Source organism: Niallia sp. FSL W8-1348 (assembly GCF_038006745.1).
In the GTDB taxonomy this organism is placed as follows: domain Bacteria; phylum Bacillota; class Bacilli; order Bacillales; family Cytobacillaceae; genus Niallia; species Niallia alba.
This window is the reverse complement of the sequence record NZ_JBBOVV010000002.1, coordinates 15,358-39,351: the sequence shown is the minus strand read 5'-3', so window position 1 is coordinate 39,351 and position 23,994 is coordinate 15,358. Positions and strand designations below refer to the sequence as shown.

At 34.5% G+C, this 23,994-nt stretch carries 30 protein-coding genes and 1 pseudogene; 11 read left to right on the top strand and 20 right to left on the bottom strand.

What is annotated here, in order from left to right; all coding sequences use genetic code 11:
- Positions 1-291: 291 nt before the first annotated feature.
- From NST60_RS18665 to NST60_RS18655, 3 genes are read right to left on the bottom strand one after another with little or no spacing between them, the layout of a single operon-like run.
- Positions 292-837, bottom strand: coding sequence for a YfiT family bacillithiol transferase (locus tag NST60_RS18665; protein WP_040344268.1), 546 nt, complete (start codon positions 835-837; stop codon positions 292-294).
- 37 nt (positions 838-874) lie between these two features.
- Positions 875-1,717, bottom strand: coding sequence for a GNAT family N-acetyltransferase (locus NST60_RS18660; RefSeq protein ID WP_341099923.1), 843 nt, complete (start codon positions 1,715-1,717; stop codon positions 875-877).
- Between the two features lie 47 nt (positions 1,718-1,764).
- Positions 1,765-2,346: an LOG family protein gene (locus tag NST60_RS18655; RefSeq protein ID WP_016205010.1), complete on the bottom strand. Its 582-nt coding sequence runs from the start codon at positions 2,344-2,346 to the stop codon at positions 1,765-1,767.
- A gap of 270 nt (positions 2,347-2,616) precedes the next feature.
- On the opposite strand from NST60_RS18655, the gene NST60_RS18650 reads away from it, so the two are divergent.
- The 3 genes from NST60_RS18650 to NST60_RS18640 all read left to right on the top strand — a co-directional run bounded on the left by NST60_RS18650 (position 2,617) and on the right by NST60_RS18640 (position 3,456).
- Complete coding sequence (locus NST60_RS18650) at positions 2,617-2,775, top strand: hypothetical protein (RefSeq protein ID WP_169188530.1); 159 nt, start codon at positions 2,617-2,619, stop codon at positions 2,773-2,775.
- A 234-nt stretch (positions 2,776-3,009) separates the two neighbouring features.
- Entirely contained in the window at positions 3,010-3,105 is a 96-nt protein-coding gene (locus tag NST60_RS18645) for a YjcZ family sporulation protein (protein WP_084668784.1), read from the top strand.
- 243 nt (positions 3,106-3,348) lie between these two features.
- Positions 3,349-3,456, top strand: coding sequence for a YjcZ family sporulation protein (locus tag NST60_RS18640; RefSeq protein ID WP_016205009.1), 108 nt, complete (start codon positions 3,349-3,351; stop codon positions 3,454-3,456).
- A gap of 128 nt (positions 3,457-3,584) precedes the next feature.
- Here NST60_RS18640 and NST60_RS18635 read toward each other — a convergent pair whose 3' ends face one another.
- A complete protein-coding gene (locus tag NST60_RS18635; RefSeq protein WP_016205008.1) occupies positions 3,585-3,896 on the bottom strand; it encodes a spore coat protein in 312 nt (103 codons plus the stop codon).
- A gap of 145 nt (positions 3,897-4,041) precedes the next feature.
- Positions 4,042-4,263, bottom strand: coding sequence for a WYL domain-containing protein (locus NST60_RS18630; RefSeq protein ID WP_169188529.1), 222 nt, complete (start codon positions 4,261-4,263; stop codon positions 4,042-4,044).
- A gap of 267 nt (positions 4,264-4,530) precedes the next feature.
- Here NST60_RS18630 and NST60_RS18625 point away from each other — a divergent pair, with 267 nt between their 5' ends.
- Positions 4,531-5,115, top strand: a complete 585-nt coding sequence (locus tag NST60_RS18625) for a ferritin-like domain-containing protein (RefSeq protein WP_318010517.1) — start codon at positions 4,531-4,533, stop codon at positions 5,113-5,115.
- A 654-nt stretch (positions 5,116-5,769) separates the two neighbouring features.
- On the opposite strand, the gene NST60_RS18620 is transcribed toward NST60_RS18625, so the two are convergent.
- Positions 5,770-6,636: an N-acetylmuramoyl-L-alanine amidase gene (locus NST60_RS18620; protein ID WP_169188528.1), complete on the bottom strand. Its 867-nt coding sequence runs from the start codon at positions 6,634-6,636 to the stop codon at positions 5,770-5,772.
- Positions 6,637-6,846: 210 nt separating this feature from the next.
- Here NST60_RS18620 and NST60_RS18615 point away from each other — a divergent pair, with 210 nt between their 5' ends.
- Positions 6,847-7,437, top strand: coding sequence for a hypothetical protein (locus NST60_RS18615; protein ID WP_016205004.1), 591 nt, complete (start codon positions 6,847-6,849; stop codon positions 7,435-7,437).
- 359 nt (positions 7,438-7,796) lie between these two features.
- On the opposite strand, the gene NST60_RS18610 is transcribed toward NST60_RS18615, so the two are convergent.
- A complete protein-coding gene (locus NST60_RS18610) occupies positions 7,797-7,979 on the bottom strand; it encodes a hypothetical protein (protein WP_016205003.1) in 183 nt (60 codons plus the stop codon).
- 280 nt (positions 7,980-8,259) lie between these two features.
- Between NST60_RS18610 and sda the strand changes: the two genes are divergently transcribed.
- On the top strand, positions 8,260-8,394 hold the full coding sequence (gene sda, locus NST60_RS26840; RefSeq protein ID WP_016205002.1) for a sporulation histidine kinase inhibitor Sda: 135 nt from the start codon (positions 8,260-8,262) through the stop codon (positions 8,392-8,394).
- Positions 8,395-8,518: 124 nt separating this feature from the next.
- Entirely contained in the window at positions 8,519-8,659 is a 141-nt protein-coding gene (locus tag NST60_RS18605; RefSeq protein ID WP_169188527.1) for a hypothetical protein, read from the top strand.
- Positions 8,660-8,787: 128 nt separating this feature from the next.
- Here the strand turns inward: NST60_RS18605 and NST60_RS18600 are convergent, their stop codons facing one another.
- Complete coding sequence (locus NST60_RS18600) at positions 8,788-9,054, bottom strand: ASCH domain-containing protein (protein ID WP_101731281.1); 267 nt, start codon at positions 9,052-9,054, stop codon at positions 8,788-8,790.
- Between the two features lie 200 nt (positions 9,055-9,254).
- Between NST60_RS18600 and NST60_RS18595 the strand changes: the two genes are divergently transcribed.
- The gene (locus NST60_RS18595; protein ID WP_016201461.1) at positions 9,255-10,370 is read left to right on the top strand and encodes an IS4 family transposase; all 1,116 of its coding nucleotides are present in this window, start codon (positions 9,255-9,257) and stop codon (positions 10,368-10,370) included.
- 361 nt (positions 10,371-10,731) lie between these two features.
- Here NST60_RS18595 and NST60_RS18590 read toward each other — a convergent pair.
- Positions 10,732-10,905, bottom strand: a pseudogene (locus NST60_RS18590) (DNA cytosine methyltransferase); the annotation flags it as partial.
- A gap of 37 nt (positions 10,906-10,942) precedes the next feature.
- On the bottom strand, positions 10,943-11,134 hold the full coding sequence (locus tag NST60_RS18585; protein WP_016205000.1) for an IDEAL domain-containing protein: 192 nt from the start codon (positions 11,132-11,134) through the stop codon (positions 10,943-10,945).
- Positions 11,135-11,220: 86 nt separating this feature from the next.
- Between NST60_RS18585 and NST60_RS18580 the strand changes: the two genes are divergently transcribed.
- Entirely contained in the window at positions 11,221-11,382 is a 162-nt protein-coding gene (locus NST60_RS18580; protein WP_341099919.1) for a hypothetical protein, read from the top strand.
- Between the two features lie 305 nt (positions 11,383-11,687).
- Here the strand turns inward: NST60_RS18580 and NST60_RS18575 are convergent, their stop codons facing one another.
- The 3 genes from NST60_RS18575 to NST60_RS18565 are packed head-to-tail and all read right to left on the bottom strand — an operon-like array spanning position 11,688 to position 13,950.
- On the bottom strand, positions 11,688-12,113 hold the full coding sequence (locus NST60_RS18575) for a hypothetical protein (protein WP_341099918.1): 426 nt from the start codon (positions 12,111-12,113) through the stop codon (positions 11,688-11,690).
- Between the two features lie 12 nt (positions 12,114-12,125).
- Positions 12,126-12,719 carry a replication-relaxation family protein gene (locus NST60_RS18570; protein WP_224428487.1) on the bottom strand — a complete coding sequence of 198 codons (594 nt, stop codon included), beginning with the start codon at positions 12,717-12,719 and terminating at the stop codon, positions 12,126-12,128.
- A complete protein-coding gene (locus NST60_RS18565) occupies positions 12,655-13,950 on the bottom strand; it encodes an FtsK/SpoIIIE domain-containing protein (RefSeq protein WP_341099917.1) in 1,296 nt (431 codons plus the stop codon). Before NST60_RS18565 ends, NST60_RS18570 begins: the two co-directional genes overlap by 65 nt.
- A 255-nt stretch (positions 13,951-14,205) precedes the next feature.
- Between NST60_RS18565 and NST60_RS18560 the strand changes: the two genes are divergently transcribed.
- Both NST60_RS18560 and NST60_RS18555 read left to right on the top strand, forming a co-directional pair.
- Entirely contained in the window at positions 14,206-14,412 is a 207-nt protein-coding gene (locus tag NST60_RS18560) for a helix-turn-helix transcriptional regulator (protein WP_341099916.1), read from the top strand.
- Positions 14,413-14,506: 94 nt separating this feature from the next.
- Positions 14,507-15,142 (top strand): hypothetical protein, encoded by a 636-nt coding sequence (locus NST60_RS18555; RefSeq protein ID WP_341099915.1) that lies wholly within the window; start codon positions 14,507-14,509, stop codon positions 15,140-15,142.
- 78 nt (positions 15,143-15,220) lie between these two features.
- Here NST60_RS18555 and NST60_RS26835 read toward each other — a convergent pair whose 3' ends face one another.
- From NST60_RS26835 to NST60_RS18515, 7 genes are all read right to left on the bottom strand, one after another.
- Positions 15,221-16,075 carry a glucosaminidase domain-containing protein gene (locus tag NST60_RS26835; RefSeq protein WP_445304414.1) on the bottom strand — a complete coding sequence of 285 codons (855 nt, stop codon included), beginning with the start codon at positions 16,073-16,075 and terminating at the stop codon, positions 15,221-15,223.
- A gap of 56 nt (positions 16,076-16,131) precedes the next feature.
- Positions 16,132-16,383 carry a phage holin gene (locus NST60_RS18540; RefSeq protein WP_445304413.1) on the bottom strand — a complete coding sequence of 84 codons (252 nt, stop codon included), beginning with the start codon at positions 16,381-16,383 and terminating at the stop codon, positions 16,132-16,134.
- Between the two features lie 12 nt (positions 16,384-16,395).
- Positions 16,396-16,734: a hypothetical protein gene (locus tag NST60_RS18535; protein ID WP_341099913.1), complete on the bottom strand. Its 339-nt coding sequence runs from the start codon at positions 16,732-16,734 to the stop codon at positions 16,396-16,398.
- An 80-nt stretch (positions 16,735-16,814) separates the two neighbouring features.
- Positions 16,815-17,357: a tyrosine-type recombinase/integrase gene (locus NST60_RS18530; RefSeq protein WP_341099912.1), complete on the bottom strand. Its 543-nt coding sequence runs from the start codon at positions 17,355-17,357 to the stop codon at positions 16,815-16,817.
- Positions 17,358-17,440: 83 nt separating this feature from the next.
- Entirely contained in the window at positions 17,441-20,206 is a 2,766-nt protein-coding gene (locus tag NST60_RS18525; protein ID WP_341099911.1) for a hypothetical protein, read from the bottom strand.
- A gap of 18 nt (positions 20,207-20,224) precedes the next feature.
- Entirely contained in the window at positions 20,225-21,490 is a 1,266-nt protein-coding gene (locus NST60_RS18520; protein ID WP_341099910.1) for a phage baseplate upper protein, read from the bottom strand.
- Positions 21,491-21,494: 4 nt separating this feature from the next.
- Positions 21,495-23,969, bottom strand: a complete 2,475-nt coding sequence (locus NST60_RS18515; protein ID WP_341100299.1) for a peptidase G2 autoproteolytic cleavage domain-containing protein — start codon at positions 23,967-23,969, stop codon at positions 21,495-21,497.
- Positions 23,970-23,994 lie beyond the last annotated feature (25 nt).

Sequence of the window (23,994 nt, the reverse complement as noted above, 5' to 3'; positions counted from 1 at the left end):
TTCCCTCCTCTTTTTCATTGGATAGAAGTTTTCTCTAAGTAATAAAAGTTACTGGAAAAGAATGGTTACGTACTTTCTATTCGAAAAACTTGCGTAAGTTTTCCTGCAAATCTTTATATATATATGAGTAATTCACCTGAAATATATGGAAAGAGACTAATAAATTTACGGAGAAATATCAAACAATGGGTTATTCGAGTACAATCACGTGGATTTTTGTGCAGAAAAAAAGGAGGAAATAAGATAACTCTCTCTCATTCCCTCCCATACTTTATCTTGAAAAAGCAAGTATCATTTCACCAGCCAGCCCTTTTTCTCACACAGATTCGTAATATGTGCCAGGTGGTGACGTCCATGCCAAGCATAGTTTCCGACTAATAAACGAACCGTTTGCGTTCCGCTAACTGGATGATGCAGTTCTTTTTCTAATTCATCTGTTAGAATTAGGGATTTTATTAAATGTACCCATCTTGTATGAATGGTAGTAAGCATTTGGAGCGACACATTAACAGGCAATGAGTAATCTGCAAGCTCTGCCCATAATGCTTCTTCATATGGTTTAATAGTTGGCGTTTTTTCCGTTAAAGCAAGCTTTGTCCGTATATATGCATTCATATGACTATCTGCAACATGATGCACAACCTGTCGAACCGTCCATCCGCCTTCCCTATAGGGCGTATCTAACTGTTCTTCTCTTAATGAAGCAACTGTTTTCGCTAGTTTTTCTGGATATCGCTCTATTTCGCTGATCCAGCTATGCAGAACTTCTTCCGAGATTTCTCCTTCATGCGTGAATACTCCAATAGGATACCTTTCATCCACTCTATATTCCCCCATTATTTATCACAGTTTTTTAAAATTAAGAATCTAGCTTCTATTTCTCTAAAAATAACAAAATAGAATCTATCATTGGTTGATAACCAATTTCCATATATATTTTATTCGAGGTTGGGTTAGTAATATCTGTATAAAGACTAGTAGAAGAAAAATCGCTCTCCAAAAGCCTCTCTGAGAGTTCCGCAACACAATTTGTTGCATAACCTTTGTTTCTAAACTCTTTCGGTGTGTACACAAAATTAATCGTTATATTGTTTTTCGTCGGTCTACTTGCATTTGCCATACTAACTAGCTGATGATCTACTTCCCAACCTGCAAGTTTGCCTCCTTGAATGAGCTCTTCGACTCTCTTAATTGCCTGTTCCATTTCTAATGGTTGGTTTATTGATGCAGCGAAATCATAAACCCATTGTTGAATGGTAGATTGATCATTTTTGGTTATCCACCTAAAATTCCCTAGATTAGATGGTTTCTTTTTGACTTCGTTCAATTGATAGATTCGTTGATCCATTCCAAGAATAACTTTTAATTGACGTAACGATGCAATATGTTGGGCCATTTCTCTTACAATCGTCTTTTCGCCAATAAAACCAGGGATTTCAGTAATACTTTCATGAATTAGTTTACTGATCAAAGAGAGTTCCAAAGGAATAATTTTCTGAAAAACAGAAACGATTATTTGTTTAGGATGTGTCTGTAACAACATAAGAATAGGTTGTTCATCTTTATATACTCCAGCCATTACCGTAGGCTTAATCTTCTCGTCTATATTCATTAAGATTCCTAGAGGTAAGCCATTAACTGCTTCTTCCTTTTCTAAATATGGAATCATAACTCGCTTGAAATCTTCAACATCATAAAATTTTTGCACAAGAAACATCGCTGTCCTACTCCTATCGTCAAGTATTTACATAGTATGAAAAGAGATTAAGTCTGACTGACTTGAATAAATGATTTTATCCCAGGGGGAGTATAAGTTGCAAATTTATCAAGCAACTGTTTTGGATCAGAATCAACAATTGTTATGGTTCGATATTGGTCTTGTAAAAATTCTGCATCAGCCATATGATTAATTAATCCAACAAGGGGGTCGTAATAATGGTTGATGTTAAGAATCCCAAGTGGTTTTTTATGCAGACCAAGTTGTGCCCAAGTAAAGATCTCAAAAAACTCCTCCATCGTTCCAGCACCACCTGGAAGCGTAATAAATCCATCAGCTAGCTCGGTCATTTTTGCTTTTCTTTCATGCATAGATTTTACAACAATTAATTCACTTAAAGCAGGATGGGCTATTTCTTTTTCTTGCAGAAAATCAGGCAGCACACCTATTACCTTTCCTCCTGATTCCACCATGCTATCAGCAATTGCACCCATTAAACCAATACAAGAACCACCATATACAAGCTCCATTTCACGTCTAGCCAATTCTTTCCCTAATGCGACTGCTTCCTCCGTATAAACGGGAGAAGCTCCTGCACTCGACCCACAGAATACAGCAATTCTTTTCATTATTGATCCCTCCATTTTACAAAGTTAAGAGAACATTTCATACTTTCAATTTAGTACTTTACTAATTTGCTTCGTTTACGAAATTAGATCTTGATTGGAAAAATTTTCTCCTCCTTCTATTTTAACTCGAATAAGGAACGAAAAGAAGGAACATTTTTCCAATCTCCCTTTGAAATGAAATAATTTTTTAAAAATATGTTTAAGAAGTTTGGAAACTGGGTATGAGATAGTTAAAACAATATAAGTACACCTAATATCAAGGAGGTTAAAATGACAAAAGGGAATGTATTATATAAAGGCAGAGTGTTTAAAATTTTATTTTGCTATGATACAGGTTATTGTGAAATTAGGGATATTTATAATGTGTTTAAGGTAGAACTCGTACATAATTCTCAACTCACAATGATAGAAGACGTCTGCACTAATTAGGATATTTTTCTTTTTTTGTCATGGATCATGACAATTTATTTTCAAAATGATTGTAAGCGTTCTTCTATCGCTTAATTTCTAATGGTTATCATAGCTTGCTTAAGCTAATTGTACCATTTTACATACCTATTTCTGAATTTAGACCATTTTCCGAAAAAAATTTAATGAACTTGTCCACACCATATTCGGCTACCTTCATACAATATAGTAAATCTAAAGGTGGAGGTGACTAGTATGTCTGGATATGGAGGCGGATTTGGAAGTAACTTTGCATTAATCGTAGTATTATTTATTTTATTAGTTATTATCGGTGCATCTTATGTAAGTTAATAGTAATACTTCTATCGTTAGGAACTAATCGTGTTTCAAAAGAGGGAAATCATAGGTCTACCTATAATTTCCCTCTTTTTGTTTTTCCTTCAAATTATAAATACACACTCCCTAACCTCAATAGACTAGAACAACTAGCCTCTAATCAAAAAGCCTTTTATTCCCCATAATAGATTCTTGTCCACTCACTTTAAATTATTCCTACATAAGATATGATGTAGCTTGGAGAAGGAGGTGGCATACATGTCAGATTGTTATGGCGGTGGCGGTTACAATAGTAACTTCGCTTTATTAGTTGTGTTGTTCATCTTGTTAATTATCATTGGCGCTTCCTATTGGGGCGGTTATTAATTTGCTAAAAAAGAAGGCACTTTTGTGCTTTCTTTTTTTTATCCTAATTTACTTATTCTTCTTTCCAACCTTTACAAAACAGAAATGGTACCCTGTTCCATAAGGGTACCATTTCTCCTATGCTGCAATTAAAAGAATCTTCTTGGTCTGCAATTATTTGGGTTATTTACATTGGAACCACAATCGAAATCTTCTACTACTGTTTCGTTTACTTGTCTTTCCGTTACTGGATAATAGTTCTCGTTCCGAATAACAGTTCTATTCACATTGATTATTTCAGTTGGATGAATATTACGAATTCTGCGTTTGTTTGTTGTAGTTCTCACGACTGTTTCAGTTGGATGAACAATATCTTGGACAGGGGAAACACGATTTCCACATTTTCTCCCACAATTATTATTACCTGTACCTAAAACATCATCATTATTATAGCGACCCATTTCTTTTGCTCCTTTCCTTTTTTAAATTTCCTTACGTTATATACTATGTAAGGAAAAGGAGCTTGTCCGAGCGTTTATACTATTCTTTGTCAAAATATGCTGAAGAACTAAGAGAAATGTCTATTCGGGAAAAAGAAAGGCCTTATCAAGCATACTTTTTATATGGATTTGACTTAAAGGAAGCGGCTAAGATGGCATCCATTTTAAAAATACGTGGCTGCTTCTTTTTTAAACAATAGGCCTTGATGTATGTATCTGTGAGACCATTCACAAGAATCGATCGCTGGGATACAGTACTATCTTTTTTAACATAGATAATTTCTATCGGTCTTTTTTCTTTCCACGCTTTTTGTAATTGTTTTATCATCTTAGCTCCTCCTTTTGACAATATTATATACGAACATTAGTTCTTAATCAAGAAAAATAGAACAAATGTTCCTAAATGTATTTTATTACTATACAGTAATCGAATTTTATAAAATTATTTTATGTTTGCTTTGAGTAAAATGCTGTAATTCTCACCTGGACTAACTCAGAGAAATATTGATTTAAAGAAAGCGTTGAATTTTAACTAGACAACCATCATCCTTAGGAAAAATGGCATAGGATAACTCAAAAACGAAGGAGTTATATTATGCGTTCATCTATAACTACAGTAATGGATGGGGTAATTCCATCTCTTTATCATAGTCCTTGGAATCCATTATTACATTGTCCTCATGCAAGTAATCATGTTCATTTTGGTTATCCATCCTACCCTAGTAAACAAATATCCTCAAACCAACATGCTTATCATTATCTTGATCCAAATTCACCAATACACGTTAGGCAACACGAGATACTTTCTCAAATGATGAAAGCAATTAACGGAGAATATGCTGCTATAGCCTGTTATCAAAAGCTTAAGAACCTAGCTCCGACAAAAAATGAAAAAACAATCATAAATGAAATAAGAAAAGATGAAATCAGGCATTTCAACACCTTTTCTAATTTATATACACAGTTAACTGGAAAGAAACATACACCTATCATTACAGAAAAATGCCCCAGTGACTATAAGAAAGGCATTGATTATGCTTTTAACGATGAGCAAGAAACCGTGGATTTGTATTTAGATATTGCTTACCATACAGATAACAAAAAAGTAAAAGAAGAATTTCTAAGAGCCGCACATGATGAACAAAATCATGCCGTTTGGTTTTTGTATTTTCTGAGGTAAATAATTGGTAAAAGAAAAAGTGCAGACAAAAAATTCCCCTATGGTATTTTCCATTAGGGGATTACACTAGAGGACGTTAAAACTGTCACTTGCTTTATAACACGTCAACATATTGTAATATTGTAGGAATACTGAATGAAAAAAGGACAATTAATCCTATAAGCGTTCCTATAAGTACATAACTATTAAAAAACCATCCTGACAAAGTAAACCCTTTCAGCTTTGAAAACAATACCACAATAAAAAAGATTAATATAGGTAAAAACGAAAAAATAACTGCTACTAATATTCCAACGACTAATTGTATAAATATTAAGCCACTCATATTAGTACTAAGACACCTCCTCTTCTCCCATAATAACGCTTTAATCTTTTAATTTTGTTTATTTTCTTCCAAATAAACAAATCTGCTATGTATACTAACTGATTATTCTTTCTATATTATATCACTTAAAAGGATGAATAAATTGCTATTTAATTTCAATTTTACAATAATTATATATATTCTAAAATGTATCATTTATTCAAAGTCTGTTCAAAAAAAGAATAAATGTTTTTTATATGATATGTAAAAATTTGAAAATCCCTGCTCCAAAAAAGAACAGGGAAAGTTGTGTTAAATCATGATGTGCAGTTATTATTTGTATAACTTGTTTATCTTATAGGTATCGTTTGTCCGACTTGTAAAGTGTTCACATTTACTGAAGGATTCAATTTTTCCAATGTACCGTGCTTTATATTGAATTTTTCTTCAATATCCCAAAATATATCTCCTTTTTGAATATTATATATTTGAATAGTAACACCTATATTTAATTTACTGCCGATTTGCAGGGCATTAGGATTAATACCAGCGTTCCATGTTTTTAGCTGATCAACTGTAACTCCTTGCGTTTGCGCGATACTCCATAGCGTATCTCCTTGCGCAACGGTATAAGATCCACTCTGCGCCTTCCCTACTTCTATTACTTTCTTCTTTAATCCAAGCGCTTTTGCCAATCCTTCAACATGCCCTCTTGCAATTGCATCCAAGACATCATTCCGTTTCAATAAATTGGCATCAACTTTAGTGTCGATGAATAAGTTTTCTGATAAAAGTGCTGGACTATTCGTTTCGCGTAATACATGAAAATTAGCCGACTTTGCTCCTCTATCTATCACATTGAATGCTTTTAATTCTGCCATAACCGCAGAATGAATTGTAGATTGTACTTTGCCTGTCGCACTAGTAGCAGTTAAGGTGTTATAACGGTAATCCTCATACCCTGTTCCTCCACCTGCATTGATGTGGACAGATAGGAAGAAATCAGAGCCCCAAGCATTAGCAGCATCCGTGCGCTGTGACAAAGATAAAGTAGTATCGCTCGTTCTGCTCATTTTCACACTAACATTTTCATAGTTTTTTAATAAGCTTTCAATTTTTTTCGCAATTGTAAGCGTTAATACTTTTTCTTGCAAGCCGTTGCCAACTGCTCCCGGATCAGTACCACCATGCCCTGCATCTATAAAAATTTTTGCCATGTACCTTCACTCTCCATTCTGTTTTTTATTTATACTATGAACAGATGGTAAAATACGTGTAGATACTATTATTTCCGTTTTGTTACAAATTAGGATACATATAGATTATGCTAATTAATTTAATAATAGCTAATTTCTTAAAATGATTAAGAAAATTAATTGTAATTAGACTACCTTTATTCAAATAGCATTAATTAGGAGGTGTTTCCATTGATTAAGTTATTTAAAAAACGATGGATGCTCTTTGATCAAGTCGTGAAACCATATAAGCCTTATGTAACGGTTGATTATGGTATTATGCCTGTTTCTCCAAGTGATATTGTAGGACTTTCTTTACCAGTTAGCAAAGTTAGAAACGGCGATAAACTCAAAGAGCTCCGGAATTCTGTCGAACAAAAAGGTTGGAAAGATGATTGTCCAGCCGATTTACATTTATACCGACTTCCTAACGGAAAATATACAGTAGCTTCTGACGGAAATCACCGCACTTTTCTATCTAATCAATTAGATGTCCCTAAAATTAAAGCAATGGTTAGCCTTTTAATACCAGAAAACTATATTCCAGAAAATATTAAAGCAAAAGTGGAAGAATACGAAAGTAAAGAACAAACTTACCGATCAGAGGCAGAGAAACTCCATGAAACATTACAAAATCTCGCTATAAAGCAAAAAAACACTAAAGAAGAATTTGCATTTAAAAATTATTGTAAATTAACAGAGGATATGTACCATAAACGACAACATACACTTATAGGATTGGCTAGATTTTTAAATTTATTACCTAATGAAGCAGCGGAGTAATCCGCTGCTTATTCCTTATATCCCAATCATTTTTAATTACTATCTCTTTTTTATACCGTTCAACTCTCCCAAAGTCTTAAAGGATTACAACTCAGTAGCCTCTCATTTCTTAATCTATTTCCATATAATTTAATAAATACATTATTAATCGTTTTCGCGATAAATGCTACAGTTATATACATTTATGTTTTACAATAGAATTCAAAAGTTGTATATAGTGAATAATCTAGCCACTTTTATTGATGTATTATTGCTAATTTTTGAATTTTCATTCTCTGTTTACCCGCTATTCAATCGGACTCACCGCTTATGAGCCTATTAAAAAAGGACTCCTCCTTTTGGAAGAATCCTAATAAATATTATGGTTTTCTGTACTTTTGAAATTTTATTGCATTATCACCTGAATTACTTAATTTTCTTTTTAAAAATGAAGTGTCATTATAAACTCTTAGACAAAAGAAAAGCATAAATGCACTAAAAACACTCGATAAAATCGTGCTCCCAATTAGTAACCAAATTATTTTCTTCGTACCATTCCACATTATTCCCACCCCCTAATTGGAGGTATTGTCTGTAAAAACAATGATTATTATTCGAGTTAATTATTGGCTTACCTTAAAAAGCACCCACTTATAAGACCTGCTCTTAATATCTCAACAGACGTCCCTCCTCATGATATAATTTGTATTAGGATGTCTTCTGAAATGCTAAAAGAGTATTTATAGCTTTTTTTATTTTATTTTTTCAAGAGTTTAACGAGTTTCATTTTTCTTTAATTTGGGTAAATCTTCAAATAATTAATAATTTAAGCAGTTTATCACGTTGGATTCATTAAAAAAACTAAATAACGATAATTTAATTACTGCTTACATTTCTGCAATTAAATATAAATTATCGAATGACTTTGTTTTATTATTAAAAAAGGAATTAATAAAAAGAAATATTTCCATTCATTGATTTACAAAAGCCTCTCCATCAACTTATTTTCGAAAATGCTTCACAAAGATAGAATATTTTCAACTTTCATCACCATAATTAGTAAGTTTGATTAGTATTACACACTTTAAAGGAAGTGAACTTTGTGATTGGATCAAGAGTCTTATACCAAGAGAAAGAATATGTAGTCATCCATAAATATGAAACAGGCTATTGCGAAATAAGAACTTTAAATTCCTTTCAAGTTAAACTAATACATGAATCAGAATTAACATTTTTAGATTAGCAAAGCCGCAACACCCATTTTTACCTAATCTGATAAACTAGAAATTATCCTCACCATTCTCTCCCTCCCAAAGGAAGGAGAGTAAATCATATTCTCCCATTAACGGCAAAAGCAACATCCACAAGCTCTTAATAATCCACCTTAACTTTGTGACATTCTATTAAATCCACTGTTGCTATAATCGCACCTGTTGGCAATTTTTCATGCGATTTAATTCCGTATCTCAAAAGAGATGCTATGATTGTAACCTCGTCAAAGGCTGCCTTATCTATTTGCTTTCCCGCATGAATTGCTAATGCTCCACAATGTTTTGTTTGCCATGATGAGGTCTCAAATTCTTTTTCACCAAAGGTAATCAAATTTGCCCAAGGTTGTCTAATAGTTATAGCTTTCATTTCCCTTCACCCTTTCTTTCCAAGTCCAAAATTACGAACTTTTATTTGTATAAATATTTTCACTAGTGTTGCATTAATTTATTTTCACTATTAAAAATACTTAAAATGTTCAATTTTATTATTTTATGCAAAGAAAAAGTCCTTTATAATGGATAAGTCAGGTGGTAACCCGTCCAAATCCACTAAAAAAGGACCAACTCATGGACAAGATTACACGAAAAACTTCATTTGGACAATGGTTTTCACCAATAAATCTTCAACTTTTTGAAGAAACCGTGAAAACGTTGAAATTAGATTACTATACGAAAAAACTAAAAACAGACTCATTTCTAAAATTACTCCTTTTTGCACAGCTACAAGAAGTCGAAAGTTTGCATGAGCTAAGCGATTGTCTTTTCGACGACCAACTACAAAAAGGCATTGATCTTGATTCAATCAGTATTTCTCAGCTCTCACGCCGATTAAACGGTATAAATCCAGATTTATTTCAAAGGCTTTTCCTTGATTTAGTCGCACAAATTCATGCAAAAACACATTATACAAAGCTTATTATGCCGTTAAAAATCATTGATTCAAGCACATTGCCACTTAATTTGACCAATCATAAATGGGCAAAGTTCCGCAAAACAAAAGCGGGTGTCAAGTTGCATTTGAGACTTGTGTTTATGGAAAAAGGGAGTTCCTATCCTGAAAAGGCTGTTTTAACAACGGCAAAAGAACATGATCGTGGTCAGCTTGAAATCATGGTTGATGATAAAGAATGCATGTATGTGTTTGACCGTGGCTACCTAGATTACGAGCGCTTTGACCGAATGACAGATGATGGTTACTTTTTTCTTTCAAGGCTACGGAAAAACGCAGTCATACGGGAAGTTTATAATTTTAAACTACCCGAGAATTCAGCTGTTTTGTCAGATCAAATGGTGTTGATTGGTACGACTCAAAACCGTGCTGAAAATTACTTTCGTCTTCTAAAAGTGATGGATTCAAAAGGAAATGAACTGCATTTAATTACCAATCGTTTTGATTTGAGTGCCGAAGAAATTTCAGAGATGTACAAATCACGGTGGGCAATTGAGTTGTTCTTTAAATGGATCAAACAGCATCTCAGCATCAAAAAGTTCTACGGTCAAAGTGAATGGGCGATTCAAAACCAAGTGTTTATCGCACTGATTGTTTTTTGCCTACATGTTCTCGTACAACTTGAAACAAGAAGTAAGCGAAAAACCTTACAAATTAGCCGTTATTTAAGGGCTGCATTGTGGAAACCAGCCCATATCTGGCTTCGAAAGATTGAAGGGAAAGCCATCCCTTAATAAGCAAATTGTTGTTGTCGCACAAGTCTAATTGTAAAAAAAACCCAAATGGATGGAGCCACCTTTGAATAGGTATTTACCTTTTTGGCTCTAAACAAGGAGGATAATCAGACTGAAAATTGCGACAATATTTATGCAACACTAGTGAAATATTTTTAATTTACAAAAGATAAATTTAGGAGGAGGTGTATCTTTATGTCAAAAAATGATTCTGTATTAGGATTGGATTATTAGCTGTCCTTCTAACAACAATATATACTGCCATATTAGCTTCCCAATTAATGGCTACAAAACACAAAGTTGATTACCTATACTTTAAAGACAAATTTAGTCATAAAGAAAAGACAACTAATTAATTGTTCCAAAAGCCTTCTTTATAAAAAGTAGGCTTTTTATGTTCTGTATCTGGATGATTAGCCTTATGCAAGACAATAGCAGCTGGATCATGATTTATAGCAATATCTACTGATAATCCAGTTGCTAATTATATTCCTGTGCTAGCTCCACCATCACCAGTAAAGTTATCAACTATAATTTCTCTAAATAAATCTAACTACAAAATCCTCCCTCCTTCACAATATTTTCTCTCTCACTAACATACGTGCATTCAACCTGTCCGTTAATTCTATAAACCACTCTTCTGGACCTAAATCTAAGGCTAAATCTATTAGGCTTCTAAGCTGATGCTCGTTTAATTTTGGTTCATTTTGAATTCTTATAAAGTCTTCCATCATTTTTTTAAATAAAGGGGTATAATTCCACATAAATATTCGCCACTTAGGAAAGGTTGGATTACCAAGAGATTTAAATATACGCTCATGCTGTATTACTTTTAGAATCAAAGGTGGAAATGAAACACATTCAAGAAGCATTAGGGCATAGATCTATGCAAATTCCATCTGATGTTTATTCTCATGTTAGTAAGAACATTGAGTCAGATTCTATCGTAAAGTTTGAAAATCACACAAAAAAAATTATTTTGGGGGCAGAAAAGGTGTACAAAACAAATTAGTGTCCTTCCCTTCTGCTTTTGCCCTGAAAGAAAAAAGCCTCGACGCTTAGAGCGCCAAGGCTTTTTCATTTTAATACATTTCCATATACTGGTCGCGCTCCCATGGGTGCACTTGGACTCTAAACATGTTCTTGGTTATAAAAGTGGTGAAAAGCTCATATAAATACTGATGTTTTTAAGTATTTCTTTTTAATCTCATAATAACAACTCATTGTTTTTCAAGTGATTATGGGTGCATTATGGGTGAATTTATGGGTGTTAGCAGATAGGTAGCTGACACCCTTTTTCCTATATCATACCTATAATTATATAGCTCCCCCAATCTGCTTCAATACATTTAAAATCAATGGAGATAGTTGAATTAACACGTATCCTAATCCAGCATTTTGGATTGTACTCCAAGCCTTTTCACTGTTTCCTAGCATGAAGAAAAAGCAGCCTCCAACAATGATTACCGATGCAACTGGAAAGGATAAGGCAACAAGAACATCAACTAATGGATCTAGAGCATGAGCTAAAGTTTCTAGTGCTTTTTCTCCCATCCATTCTGTTGCTCCTACTGGTACCGCATTGGGCGTGGCTGCAAAAGCTGGTTTTGCTAACAACAATGGAATAGTAATAGATGTTCCTACCCTTCTTACAATCTTACCTACATTCGATTTTTTCTTTCCTTCCACACGTTTCTCTTTATAGCTACCTGTCATAAAATCATTGAATGCTATTGTTTCCATTTAGATCACTCCTTATTTGATTTCATCAATCGTATAAACAGCACACGGTATTTCCTTACACAATTCTTTTAGCTGCTTCTTTCTTAATTGAGTTGTAGTAAGCCATATTAAGGCTGGGAAGTATCCAAAGTGTTTAGATAGATGACCTGCTTTATATAAGGCAATATAGTTGTTTACCTTCACTTTGTTTTCCTTCATTTTTTGCAATGAATCCACTTCTAAAAAATGATATTTACCACCTACTTTAAACCAAGTATCTGTGATTAAAGTTGTAATACCATCGCTTATTTTCACTTCATTAGTCCATTCAGTTGGTTTTTTAGCAAATATATAAAAGTAATTTCTAAGTATAGTGTGATTAACAAAAGGGTTCTTTCTACGTACCTTGTTAGAGTTCACATATGCCCTTCCTTCGGCATTTAGATAATAGATGGTGGAATATTCCTCACGATAACTTTCTAAGTATGGAGAAAGTTCTTTTAGGATTCTATTGGCATTACGTACCTTTCCTAAATTGTGGATGGTCTGCAATTGATCACGATTAAGAAAGTCTAGTTTTTTCAATGATAATAGGATTGCTTCTTGGCGGTTGCTTAGCTGCTTCAACTGTTTTCACCTCTCTTATGTGTGGATCAATAATAGAATGAATAATTTCTGAAGTAATTAGTGGAGTTTGAACTATGACTTTTTTGTCTGCTGTTTGATATATAGCACGACCTTTTATTTGTGGCAATTGTTCTGCTCCTGTTTCGTCTAACACAACTCTTGAAGCTGTGGAAGACTGTACACGAAAGCATAGTTTTGCATCACTATTTTGTTTGCATTGTCTTGGGATAACGTCGCCTGTTGGATACTGCGTTGCTAATACTAGTCTAAAACCAAGTCCAGCTCCCAGCCTTGATATTTGACTCATATACTTTTGACATTGTTTTTTTAATTCTCTTTCTTCACGATCCACTGCTTCTTCTGGGTTCAATTCCCCAACTTCATCAATGAAGATAAAATGCCTTTCTTTTATTCCTGCTTGCTGCACATTCTTCTTTCCTGTTTTCTTAACTGTTTGTTGCAGTTGTCTCATTAAGTTAAAAGCATTCTCTAAAACAACTAGTGCTTCTTCTGGCTCATAAGCGATTGATACTGTCTGTTTAATGTTTTCATAGTCACACAGTTCCACACCGCCCTTTAAATCGATTAAATGAAGCTTTATGTTGTTTGGCTGCTGTTTAATGAGTGAAGTAATTATTGCGTTGATAAGATTAGATTTACCGTACCTAGTAGCTCCACCTAATACAAAGTGTGGAATCTTTTCAAAATCATGAAGGATATATTTATTCTTTTCTCTCATAATTCCTATTGGTACTTCCCATGCTTTTCCTTCGAACATATCAACTAATTTCGGCATTGGCTCATTGTATATTCGAATGACTAACATTCCGTCATATGATAGCTCTATTTCCTTCCTCTCGGTCAATTTCTTCTTATAGAGACTTCTAATACTCTGAATGATATTTCGGTCTAATTTAAGCTGTTTAAGGTCTCTTATTTGAAGTTTAACTGTGCGTGTATTTATGCCTGCTTCAATAGATTTCTGTTTAGAAATATAATCCTCGAAACTTCTTCCAAGTGGAATACGATAGCGATATTCTGTCCCCCAATCATAATTACGTTTCTTTACTAGTTGAGTAGTTAATGTCTGCTTTCCATCCTTTACGTTAAGTCCAGTAAGTGCAAATATTTTATTGAGTTTCTTCGAGTCATTTCCTGCTCCTTTTTTTGATAAGTGAGCTTGGAAAGCGAACCCTCCCATAATGGCTGTAGTTACTACTTCAAAAATCAAGTTAGTTTCCTCCTTCCTCGCGCCACCTCTTTATAGATTCTTTAGAATCTATCCCATTAATCTAGCATGCAAAATAATAGCTTGATACGTTGATATATAGGAATCAGGCATATGCTCGAATGAGCTACTAGGGTGGTAATTGACTTGGTATAGTAAATGGTATGAGAGTTGGCATGTCCTTTATATCTTGTCCCTAAAAATAAATTTAAAAGGACAATAATACTTTTTAGAGAATTATATGTACGAGGTGTTTTTATGGACTATAAATGTAGATTGAAAATAATTTTTGCGGAAAGAGAGATTCAGCAAGGAGAATTTGCGAAAAAAATTGGATTGAGTCCAGCTGCAATGAGTTTAATAACAAATAATAAGTCTCTCCCTACGTTTCCAGTTGTTTATAAGATTTGTAAAGAGTTAGATTTAAGAATTAATGACATTTGGATTGAGAAGAAAGATGTGTAACTTTTTGTCTAGTTTTGTCGAAAACGTAGTAAATGAGTACCTTTAATTGTAAAATTATCCTCGAGATGAGATATATTTGGGGGATAGGAACTCTATGGAGAAAATTAAAGATCTTGTAAAAAGAAAATCAACTTGGATTGTTGTAGTTATCTTTGTAATAGCGATGGTTAGTGTATATTCTATTGGTAGTAACAATGCAAAAGTGGTGTTAAACGATAAAAAAATGACTATTGTTGAACTTGAAGATAGTATACAAGCTAAGCAAAAAGAATTTAACGCTGTAGAATCGCAAGTCAAAGAAATAAATAATGAATTGTCAGAGAAACAAACAGAGATAAAAGAAGGACTTAGCGCTATTAACACTTTAGAAATTAATCGAAATGAAGCTAGTGATCTAATTGATGAGATAGAAGGAAAGAAAGATGAGATTGCGAATTTAGATTCACAAATTCAACAGTTGCAAGGTGGAATTAAAGAAGCTAAGGGCAAAGCTGTTGAATTACCAGCCGGTAAGTTTATTGTTGGTAAAGACATACCCGAAAATAGATATAAGGTTTTACCTATAGGTCGAGGAAGTAATTTCGCTGTATTTGATGAAAATGCTTCAGTCATTGACAACACAATCATTAGTTCATCTAAAGGTCATGGAGTACCAGAATACATTGTTTACTTGATTGATGGTTATATTATTGATGCTCAATCACCTTTTAAATATGTTCCAGTTGAATAAAAAACAGCCCCTCTCTAATTGAGAAGGGCTTTTGTGTGAGATAAATCATGATGTACAACTATTGTATATCCATCCGTATTATTTTATGCGGATTTTTTGTTTTGGATAGATTTTATTAATATCTTTAATACTTGGGTTAAGCTTTTTAATTGCTGCAACAGTTGTACTATATTTCTTAGCAATCTTCGTTACGTTATCTCCACTTTTTACTGTGTAATGTTGCTTGATGTTTTCTACACTACCAGTTGTTTCATACTTTAATGTTTGCCCAATGTAGATTTTATTTGGATCTTTAATATTATTTAACTCTTGTAGACGTTTAACCGTAGTACCCCATTTAGATGCTAGTTTACTCAGTGCATCTCCACTTTTTACTTTGTATGTCTTAGTTACTTTCTTAGTTGCGGAAGGCTTATTTGGTTTAGTAACAATCTCAGCAGATACTTTTTCCTCTGCCGGCTTAACTGTTTTTTCTTCCACGCTATCGTATTGGGTTAGTTTATTGCTCTCGATAGTCTTGATTAGCTTAGTCGCATAATCAGGATCAGTGGCATATCCTGCAGCCTGAACAGCTTTTGCAGCAGCTTTATAATCCTTCTCACCAATTACTTTTTTGTATTTATTTCTATCCCAAGACACACCCTTTTGATAAAGGTTTGCAAGGTCTTTTAAAGACTCATACCAGGATGGATACTTGCGGAAATTAGCATCCACATAGACAGATTTATTGTTATATACTTCCCATGTTTTCATAGTAACGAATTGACCGTTGTAAGTACCTTTGATTCCAAATAAGTTAAATCCCTTTGTAGCTAACCCGGATTTCCCCCAGTTCGATTCGTGGATAGCTTGAGCTAAAATAAGGGACACCAAAATATTAAACTCTTTTCCTACTTTTTTAGCATGCGGTAAGATTTCGTTGATAAATGACAATGTAATCACTCTCCATATTTTTTTATAAAGAAAAAGAGCAGCCGTTAAGCTACCCTCTACTTTGTTTTTGATTGATTTTTAGCTAGGTTATGAGCAATCAATAAATCTTTTTGCTTTTTACCTTTGCTAGTTACATAATTGTTTTTAAACCACGCAATAACAGCAGTCACAAACGTAAATATCGCGGAAATAAATGCAGTTTGTTCCTCTGCTGTTCCCGGTATTTCATACAATCCAAACGACACTAAAAACTGATTAACCAAAGCAATAAATAATACGATTGTTCTAATTAAAGTACCTTTGTCCATTTTCAACACTCCTTAACGTGTAAATATTTTTTCGATCAATAAATAAAGAAGCCCTCCGCTACCTGCGAGGACTCCTGCCGCTTTCCATATTTGTTGTTGGGTAAAGTTTTTTCGATCGTTGGCTGATTGACGGGAAAAAGTGTCGTTTTCCAATACATGATCAATTAATTTTTGAGTCATTTCTTGCTGTTTGCCCGATTCCTTTAACACTGTATTTTCCGTAACTGTTAATTGATTTCGAATTTCAGTATTCAACTTTTCCTGCTCTACCCTATACTTTTCAAGCACCTGCAACCTTTCTTCATGATTTTCAACTTGTTTTTCCAATGTCAAACCCTCCTGCGTTGGCATTTTCCCATCCCCCTTTTCTCTCTATACATAGGTTTTCACCTCCTTAAATGTAATAAAAATAGCCCTGCCATTAGGCAAGACTACATAGGTAAATATTTTTTGTGTTGTTCCTGTTTAAATTCCTCTGTGATATTTAGATATCTCCGTGTAGTTTCTGGGGAAGCATGTCCCAAAATATCTTGTACGGTAGCAATTGAAGCTCCTGTCTCTAACATCCTTGTTGCCATTGTTCTTCTGAACCAATGAGGAGTAACAGGATGGGATATTTTTGCTCTGGAAGCAATTGTGTCAACCTCATCTTGGATAGACCTACCCGATACTCTCCTGTAAGGTTTTCGGTAAGTTACAAATAACGCTTCGCAATCGTCGTTTCTGCTGTTAATATACTTTTTAAAGTAATATAAAGCTTTAACGTTAAAGAAAACGATTCGCTCTTTGCGTCCCTTCCCAAACACTTTTGCTTTCTTAGAAAACATATTAACATCACTAATATTCATATTAGCCATTTCACTTAGTCTACAGCCAGTCGTATATAAACATTCTATCAACGTTCTTTCTCGAAGTGTTTTGCATGCTTCCCTCATCATTTCAAATTCTTCAACAGTTAAAGTCTTTACTAACATATTGTCAACAGTTGGAGCTCTTAGTTTAGCTGACGGATCCCTGTTTATGATTTCTTCTCTATGTAGCCATCCGAAGAAACTTTTTAGCGATCTTTCACACCTCCAATTGCCATCTCACCCTTTTCTGTCATTACAACAAAAGGTGAAGCATCTGTACTTTTTATATCCACCAATCTTACTTTTTGCACTCCAATAGGGGTCTTTACCTTCAAGAAATCAGTTAATGTTGTATCTAAGTCTGAGTAAGTTTCTACTGCAACAGTTCCATATTGAGTCTTCATGTTAAATTCAGTTTTGGAATGGTGCAGTAGTAGTGCTAATGAAGAGAGAATTTCTCCACCCCAATAGTTGTACCAACTCTTACTGTCTACACTCCAAGTACCATTAACAAAGTCATTATTCCACTTCATATCCTTATCAAATGGCTTAAATAACTTATCTAGGTACTGAATACTCCTGCTAATGATGCTGACTAATAATAACTCTTCTGTATCATCATTAGTTGCTAAATAACCAAATATAGCTGACCTTAACAATAATGAAGCCATGTGTGGCTCATCATATTCATTCAATGGTGTACTATTTGCAGGGAAAGTAGATACTATTGGCTCTTCATGACTCTGCCAATAAGTATCTATTGCCTTAATGAAGTCCATTGTAATTTGCCTTGCTTTTGTATTAGAAGGGTCATTGTACCAAGTCCTTGCAACAGTTTCTATTGCTCTGTATTGGAAGCCACCCCAATGAGTATTTGGGTCAGCACCTTCCCAAGAAAAGGTATTAGCTGTACCATATTCCCTAGAGTCCCATCTATCCCATATAAATACAGGCATAAAAAATCCTCTTATCCCTATATTCTTCTCATATTCATCCTGAGCTGTTTGCATAAATGTTAATACTACATCTAATCCTTTTGGATTATCTAATTCCTGCCATATCCAAGGTGCTTGATAACCTGTATATGGAGTACCTCTCCACCCATCTATCCTATTATTAAGAGTATTTACTGTAAATGGAGCTACATAAGGTACATAAGTGTACTCCTCAGCAGGTAAAGGTCTAAGATAATAAACTTGTAGTTTTTGTTCCTCTTGAGAAGTTATATTAAATAATACATCATAAATCTTTGCATCATTAGGCATATTCTTAACAGAACCTACATACATAAGAGTCATGCTACAATCAGTATCAACAGCATCAAACAATAATTCTTGTAAAGGAAATGCCATTTTATTAGGTCTTGAGCCTGTATTTTCTTGATAATCCCCTAAGACATAATCACTTTCAGTTGTAGTGATTGTGTAGTAGCTAGGCTTAATAGGTAAAGGCTTAACCCATAGCCATCCATTCTTATCTTTTAGCCTAATGTTAATCTCTCCTTTAGACTTATATCTGAATGGAGGTATACTGTTAATATCTTCCTCCCAACTAGGAGAGAACTGCGACCAACCTGCGTAAGAGTAATCCTCCTCATTAGTCTCTGTACCTACTGTAAAATCTACTTTAAGTACATCCCTACTATTTTCTGTCACTACTTTTGCAGATATTTTACTATGTTCTGAGATATAAGTATCCCATGCAGACATACCCTGTAGGTTAAACACATCCCAAAGCAAATCATTTTTCTGAGTAAAATCCTCTCTATTAAACCTTACTTTTTGGGGACTGTCACTAGCAGTTAGCCTAAAGTTAGCTGTATATCTATTATCCTCATCATATCCCCTACCTGTAGCAATGATTAAACTCATGATAGTAGTAGCATTAGACTGTAATCTAGCCTCTAAATATCTTTCCTCACTAAACTCAGTTTCTAAACCACCCCTACCATACTGCACAATTCCTTCACCCTCAGGAATATCTATAATCATAGCTCCTGTAGTTTTATCTCTTATAAATTCAGCAGGAATTTCCCTATCCTGATAGCTGTATGTCCCTGCTTGAAAAAAAGGATTTTCAGGATTCATCATATCAGTAGTAAGATAATCATTCATGTTAGATACATCCACTACAAAAGGAATAGTCTCCTTTATGTTTGCATAAGCATTTACCCATTTAGCATCACCTGTAATTTCTGCTAATAACTTGTAACAATCATAGCTCCACCAAAGGCTATCTATAGCACAGGCAATCTCAGTATCTAGTAGCTTTCTCCATATTGCCCATGCCTCATAAGGCTCATTTACTTCTATAGTCCCCCCTCCTAAATCAGCATAGACAACCTTTAAATCTCCTGTATAAGCAGTTTTTAGATTTATAGTAATTTCCTTACCATTCAAGCTATAAGATTGTATATCATATTCTGTACCCATAACCTTTGAGTATACATTCTGCCACTCTAACTCAGCATCTAATGCCCTTACTGTATAGACTTCCCTTGCCTCATAATCAGCAGTAAATACACCTACACCATCCTTAAAAGTTACTACCTTGTCTAAATAATAAGCTTCAGCTATAAAAGGCTCTGAGGCATTATACAGCCAATGAGGTAGCCATAGATTATCCTCATCAAACTTATCAGGAATTGCTTTTCCTCTATAAAGTACCTTTAGAGATGCATCTGCCATTTCAACAGCTAAATTAAGCCATTTGCTCTCTTTAGTGATTAGATAGATGTCTAAACAGCCCTTGATGGTAAGAAACTGTGCCTCAGATGTTCCACTCTCAGGAGAAAAATATCCTCCCCTACCTTCCTCAACATGAAACTGTGCCTTAGCCATGTAATCTGTGTTTATCATTAAAGGAGTCTGTCCCCTTCTGTAGAAGTCTAAAAAATTCCAATATTGGTCAACCCAAGCACCTACATTATTTATATTGATACCTAAGTCCTGCTCAGTTAATGTCTTATTCATACAGATATTCCTCCTTGTTTATAAGTCACTCCTAAACCACATAGTTCCTACAGGAGCATCTAGTAAGTCATCTGTTCTTACCATCATTACATCATTGTAATTCATAGCCCCATCTGTATACTGTATATCTAACTTTGAACCTTGAGTAATAGGTATAGCACTTACACAATCAATGTAGACTGTTGTACCACTGATAACCTCAATCTTTAGTACGCATGTTTTGTTAGTAGGGTGTAACTCAACAAAATACTTGGAATTAAACCAATTCATACTATCAATTGTGAAGTCAAAGTAGTTTCTTTGAATGTATTGATTGTTTACATAAGAGAAAATAGGCTGTACAACACCATCTGACAGCACTGATACTCTTATAACACCATCACCAATGGCTCTAAGGGTGAAGTCAGTTGAATAGTCAGCCCACTTAAAGCATTGTATTGGCTTGTCTTTTATTTGTGCATATTGCCCTTGTGACAGCCTTAAACTGTGTGAGCCTGCTAAATGCTCTAATGGTGTAATAATTCCTGTGGTGTCCCAAAATGCAGGTTTACCATCTTCATTAAATCTTTCAAAAGAAGAGTTATAGACTGCATTAGGATAGTAAACAGGGTTTTCTAGAAATATAGATGGTCGTCCTCCATCTAGCAGTGTTGCCACCCAGCTATCGAACTCAGTCTGAGTCATCATTGTCGACAACTGTTCGGTAACTTGCTGCTTGTTTTCGTTGAATTCTGTTAGCTTAACTACTTGATTTTGTTCTATTAACGTAATAGCTTCATCTGCTTTTCCCTTCGCTTCTTCCACATTAATACCAACAGTATTAATGATTTCCGTTGTTTCATCAGCGATAGAATTAATGGTCGCTTTTAATTCTTCGAAATCATCTATATAAAACTCTGTTAGCACTGGAATATCTTCATCGATTAAAGCTTGTAAGATGGTAAATGTAAATCTGTGGACGGACAATTTTTGTTCTTCGTAATAAAGATACAATTCCGCTGTCACTTTACCATAATGCTTTAATTGTTCTGCTGTTAATTTATACTCAGCAATACCATTTACCTTATCAATGATTGAAACGTTATCCGTAAATTTACTACCGTCTCTCATTCTCATAACTAATTTACCAACAACAGCATTCAATGGTAATTCCACACCGTCTTTAAATAAAAAGAAGGTCAGTTTAGCCGACCCTTCATCTTGTGTGGAAAAACGGATATTTGATGTAATGCTTTGATTAGTTGTAGCTGAAATATTAAACTTTAAATCTGCGTTCTTTTCCATATTTTCACCTTCCTATTACTGGAGTGACAAAACATAAAGCTACTCCATATCCTTTATTCTCGTCATAAGGTGAGGTTATTTTCATGACTTTCCAGCCATTCTCACTATTTGTTCCTATCCCATCATTAGGAGATATAAAACCATTTTCTTGCACTGTTTCATCAATTCGTATTCTGACTTGACCTAACAATCCTACAATATTCCATTCGTCTCTTTCTTCTCTTGATGTATATTGTTCATTAATATCAAATTCTGGATTTTCCACTGGCAACATATGCTTTTCTTCTTTGTATTCTTCGGTTTCATCATCCAATATTTTCACTGTTTTTTCTTCTAAAATTAAACCGCCAAATTCATTTGTCAAGAAACGATTTTGCCAATGGAAAGTAGCCTGTCCTAAGACAGTACCAGCTGTTTCTGAAATTACTCCTAGTGCTATGTCACCTTCATCGGCTTTACGGATTTTCCCTCCTTCAAGGGTAACAATATAACCACTCTCGATTTTCTTACCATCTAAAGACTCAAAATACTCTGCGTAGTCGCTAAAAGTTGAAGAACCTGTGATTGATCCAGAAAACTTTCCATTTCCTGATATAGAGTCTAATTCCCATTTTGTATTTGCAGTTGAAGGATTAGTACTTTCTCCATATCCACCACGAACAGAATAATTGTTATCGTTTATTACTCCATTACTGCTGATGATAGCTTTTCCATTTTCTGAACTTCCTGTAGTCCTAGAGTTATTGGAACCGATAATTGCATCCCGGCCGCCTTCGGTTTTAGAATCACCACTTGAGGCAATAACCACACTTCCTTCTCCAGCTGCCTCAGAATTAGAAGAAGCAATCACTGCTGTTTTATCACCCGTTGCTTTGCTATCTGTTGTTGTGGCAATAACTGCTGATGTTTCTTTTTTTGCATAGCCGCTAGTACTGGCAATTCTAGTTCCGCCTTTAACATTATTAGGAACAAAATCTAAATAATCATTACCAGCAATAGACGCAGCCAATGTATATCCTTCTGCGTGTACCCCAACAATGCTATCTTGTGAATTAACACTTCCTAAACCTACTGAACCATTTTCGCCAATCATTGTAATATTGGTCAAATTCACATGATAAATAGCTGATCCTATACCAATTCCTTCTTTGGCTGACTTATAAATTTGTACATTACTTATATTAATATTGTCTGTTTTTTGATCTCCACCAATTAGGCGTATATCAGTACTTGCCTTCTTGAATCCACGGATATTTATATTATGAAAACCTATATTTCTAGATTTGTATTGAACTGCAATTACTGGGTTGTCATCATAGTTATAAGTAGGGTCTCCGATTGCAGTAAAGCCAGAAACATTCACATTTATATATGCTGATATCGCTAATGCTCGTGGAGTCAATGCTGCATACAATGAATTAAATACAGGTTCGATTGCTGTACAATTTGTAACAACGATATCATAAGCAGTCGTTGAGTCTGGCTCATCCGCTGTGTGATGTCCTATATGTCTAAAATCATAAGACCGAACATCTCTATATGATGTATGTCCGATAATATGAACATCTTGTGCTGCTGGCCATTCTGCATGAGCTTTTACTTCAACTCCGCGAATATTCCCGCTTGTGTAATTGTTTATTACCCACACATGCTTTGAGCCGTCATCGATTTCAATACCGTTGCTATTAGAAACACCATCTTCATGCGCATCACCATCTGGATCACTACAATGGTTGTTAAGAATCCAAATATACTCACTATAATGAGTAGTTATACCGTCATCTCCATAGCCACTAGCAACACAATTTTCTATCCAAACAAAACGAGATCCATCTTTTGTATAGTCAGTGTTTGGTAATTTATCATAAGTTGGAGAAGTAATATCAAATGAGTGAAGACCAGCGTTGATTCCTTCCACATCTTTTATCCAAGCGAATTTTACTTTCGCTAATGCCAAACAACTTGAATGTTGACCTCCAGTAGCTCCAACGCCGTCTTTTCTGGATTTGTTCCAATCCAAGGTCATACCCTCGATTACGATGTTTCTGTTGCCATTTATATAATCAGCATTGGTGATAACCCATTCATCAGCTGGAGTGTCTTCATGGAGCTTAAGAATAGTTAACCCTTTGCCGTCGCCGACAAAATATACCCATGAAGGAATTTTAATTCCTTTTATTATATAAGTCCCTTGAGGAACTACAACGCGAACCTTTCCATTCCCTAACGCCTTCTTAAACGCTTCTGTATCATCAGCTACACCGTCACCAACAGCTCCAAAGTCTGTCACATAGACAGTCTTCTTAATTTTCGAAAGTAATTTATTATATTCTGAGTCAAGGCGATCTTTCAAAACAGGATGAATATTTCCCTCAGCATCTTGCCTAGCATCTGTTATTTCTGGTAAGTCTGATTTGTTTAGAATTAAATTAGAAATTCGAAGGTTAGTGTCACTGATTCTTCTCGCCAACGATTTCATATCTTCTTCGATATCACCAAATATT

Excerpts from the sequence above, each read along its gene's own strand:
- NST60_RS18665 (WP_040344268.1), bottom strand. The coding sequence starts at position 837 with ATGGGGGAATATAGAGTGGATGAAAGGTATCCTATTGGAGTATTCACG.
- NST60_RS18660 (WP_341099923.1), bottom strand. The coding sequence starts at position 1,717 with ATGTTTCTTGTGCAAAAATTTTATGATGTTGAAGATTTCAAGCGAGTT.
- NST60_RS18655 (WP_016205010.1), bottom strand. The coding sequence starts at position 2,346 with ATGAAAAGAATTGCTGTATTCTGTGGGTCGAGTGCAGGAGCTTCTCCC.
- NST60_RS18650 (WP_169188530.1), top strand. The coding sequence starts at position 2,617 with ATGACAAAAGGGAATGTATTATATAAAGGCAGAGTGTTTAAAATTTTA.
- NST60_RS18645 (WP_084668784.1), top strand. The coding sequence starts at position 3,010 with ATGTCTGGATATGGAGGCGGATTTGGAAGTAACTTTGCATTAATCGTA.
- NST60_RS18640 (WP_016205009.1), top strand. The coding sequence starts at position 3,349 with ATGTCAGATTGTTATGGCGGTGGCGGTTACAATAGTAACTTCGCTTTA.
- NST60_RS18635 (WP_016205008.1), bottom strand. The coding sequence starts at position 3,896 with ATGGGTCGCTATAATAATGATGATGTTTTAGGTACAGGTAATAATAAT.
- NST60_RS18630 (WP_169188529.1), bottom strand. The coding sequence starts at position 4,263 with ATGATAAAACAATTACAAAAAGCGTGGAAAGAAAAAAGACCGATAGAA.
- NST60_RS18625 (WP_318010517.1), top strand. The coding sequence starts at position 4,531 with ATGCGTTCATCTATAACTACAGTAATGGATGGGGTAATTCCATCTCTT.
- NST60_RS18620 (WP_169188528.1), bottom strand. The coding sequence starts at position 6,636 with ATGGCAAAAATTTTTATAGATGCAGGGCATGGTGGTACTGATCCGGGA.
- NST60_RS18610 (WP_016205003.1), bottom strand. The coding sequence starts at position 7,979 with ATGTGGAATGGTACGAAGAAAATAATTTGGTTACTAATTGGGAGCACG.
- NST60_RS18600 (WP_101731281.1), bottom strand. The coding sequence starts at position 9,054 with ATGAAAGCTATAACTATTAGACAACCTTGGGCAAATTTGATTACCTTT.
- NST60_RS18595 (WP_016201461.1), top strand. The coding sequence starts at position 9,255 with ATGGACAAGATTACACGAAAAACTTCATTTGGACAATGGTTTTCACCA.
- NST60_RS18585 (WP_016205000.1), bottom strand. The coding sequence starts at position 11,134 with ATGTGGAATTATACCCCTTTATTTAAAAAAATGATGGAAGACTTTATA.
- NST60_RS18580 (WP_341099919.1), top strand. The coding sequence starts at position 11,221 with ATGAAACACATTCAAGAAGCATTAGGGCATAGATCTATGCAAATTCCA.
- NST60_RS18575 (WP_341099918.1), bottom strand. The coding sequence starts at position 12,113 with ATGGAAACAATAGCATTCAATGATTTTATGACAGGTAGCTATAAAGAG.
- NST60_RS18560 (WP_341099916.1), top strand. The coding sequence starts at position 14,206 with ATGGACTATAAATGTAGATTGAAAATAATTTTTGCGGAAAGAGAGATT.
- NST60_RS18555 (WP_341099915.1), top strand. The coding sequence starts at position 14,507 with ATGGAGAAAATTAAAGATCTTGTAAAAAGAAAATCAACTTGGATTGTT.
- NST60_RS18540 (WP_445304413.1), bottom strand. The coding sequence starts at position 16,383 with ATGGACAAAGGTACTTTAATTAGAACAATCGTATTATTTATTGCTTTG.
- NST60_RS18535 (WP_341099913.1), bottom strand. The coding sequence starts at position 16,734 with ATGCCAACGCAGGAGGGTTTGACATTGGAAAAACAAGTTGAAAATCAT.
- NST60_RS18530 (WP_341099912.1), bottom strand. The coding sequence starts at position 17,357 with ATGTTAGTAAAGACTTTAACTGTTGAAGAATTTGAAATGATGAGGGAA.
- NST60_RS18525 (WP_341099911.1), bottom strand. The coding sequence starts at position 20,206 with ATGAATAAGACATTAACTGAGCAGGACTTAGGTATCAATATAAATAAT.
- NST60_RS18520 (WP_341099910.1), bottom strand. The coding sequence starts at position 21,490 with ATGGAAAAGAACGCAGATTTAAAGTTTAATATTTCAGCTACAACTAAT.
- NST60_RS18515 (WP_341100299.1), bottom strand. The coding sequence starts at position 23,969 with ATGAAATCGTTGGCGAGAAGAATCAGTGACACTAACCTTCGAATTTCT.